The sequence below is a fragment of the Mesorhizobium sp. M2C.T.Ca.TU.002.02.1.1 genome (assembly GCF_003997225.1).
Map to the genome: position 1 here is coordinate 1 of NZ_RZTO01001362.1, position 821 is coordinate 821.

The 821-nt window shown below is 64.1% G+C and carries 1 pseudogene; it reads left to right on the plus strand.

Annotated elements, in window-relative coordinates:
• A pseudogene (gene fusA, locus EOD07_RS36115) lies at positions 1–821 on the plus strand (elongation factor G); the annotation flags it as partial.

An 821-nucleotide genomic window follows, 5' to 3' on the forward strand; every position in this document is an offset into this window, starting at 1 on the left:
ACCACCGGCGACACGCTCTGCGATCCGCTGCACCCGGTCATCCTCGAGCGCATGGAGTTCCCCGATCCGGTCATCCAGATCGCCATCGAGCCGAAGACCAAGAACGACCAGGAAAAGATGGGCCTCGCGCTGCATCGCCTGGCGGCTGAGGATCCGTCCTTCCGCGTCAAGACCGACGAGGAAAGCGGTCAGACCATCATCGCCGGCATGGGCGAGCTGCATCTCGACATCATCGTCGACCGCATGCGCCGCGAGTTCAAGGTCGAAGCCAATGTCGGCGCGCCGCAGGTGGCCTATCGCGAGACGATCACCCGCACGCACGAGCAGGACTACACGCACAAGAAGCAGACCGGTGGTACCGGCCAGTTCGCCCGCGTCAAGATCCTGTTCGAGCCGAACACCGAGAGCGAAGAGTTCGTGTTCGAGTCCAAGATCGTCGGCGGCGCGGTTCCGAAGGAATACATCCCCGGCGTCGAGAAGGGCATCAACAGCGTCATGGGTTCCGGCCCCTTCGCTGGCTTCCCGATGATCGGCGTCAAGGCGACCCTCATCGACGGCGCCTTCCACGACGTCGACTCCTCGGTGCTGGCGTTCGAAATCGCTTCCCGCGCCTGCTTCAAGGAAGCCGCTCCGCGCCTCGGCGTGCAGCTGCTGGAGCCGATCATGAAGGTCGAGGTCGTGACGCCGGAAGATTACGTCGGCGGCGTCATCGGCGACCTCAACGGCCGTCGTGGCCAGATCCAGGGCCAGGAAGCGCGCGGCGTTGCCGTCGTCATCAACGCGATGGTGCCGCTCGCGAACATGTTCAAGTACGTCGACAA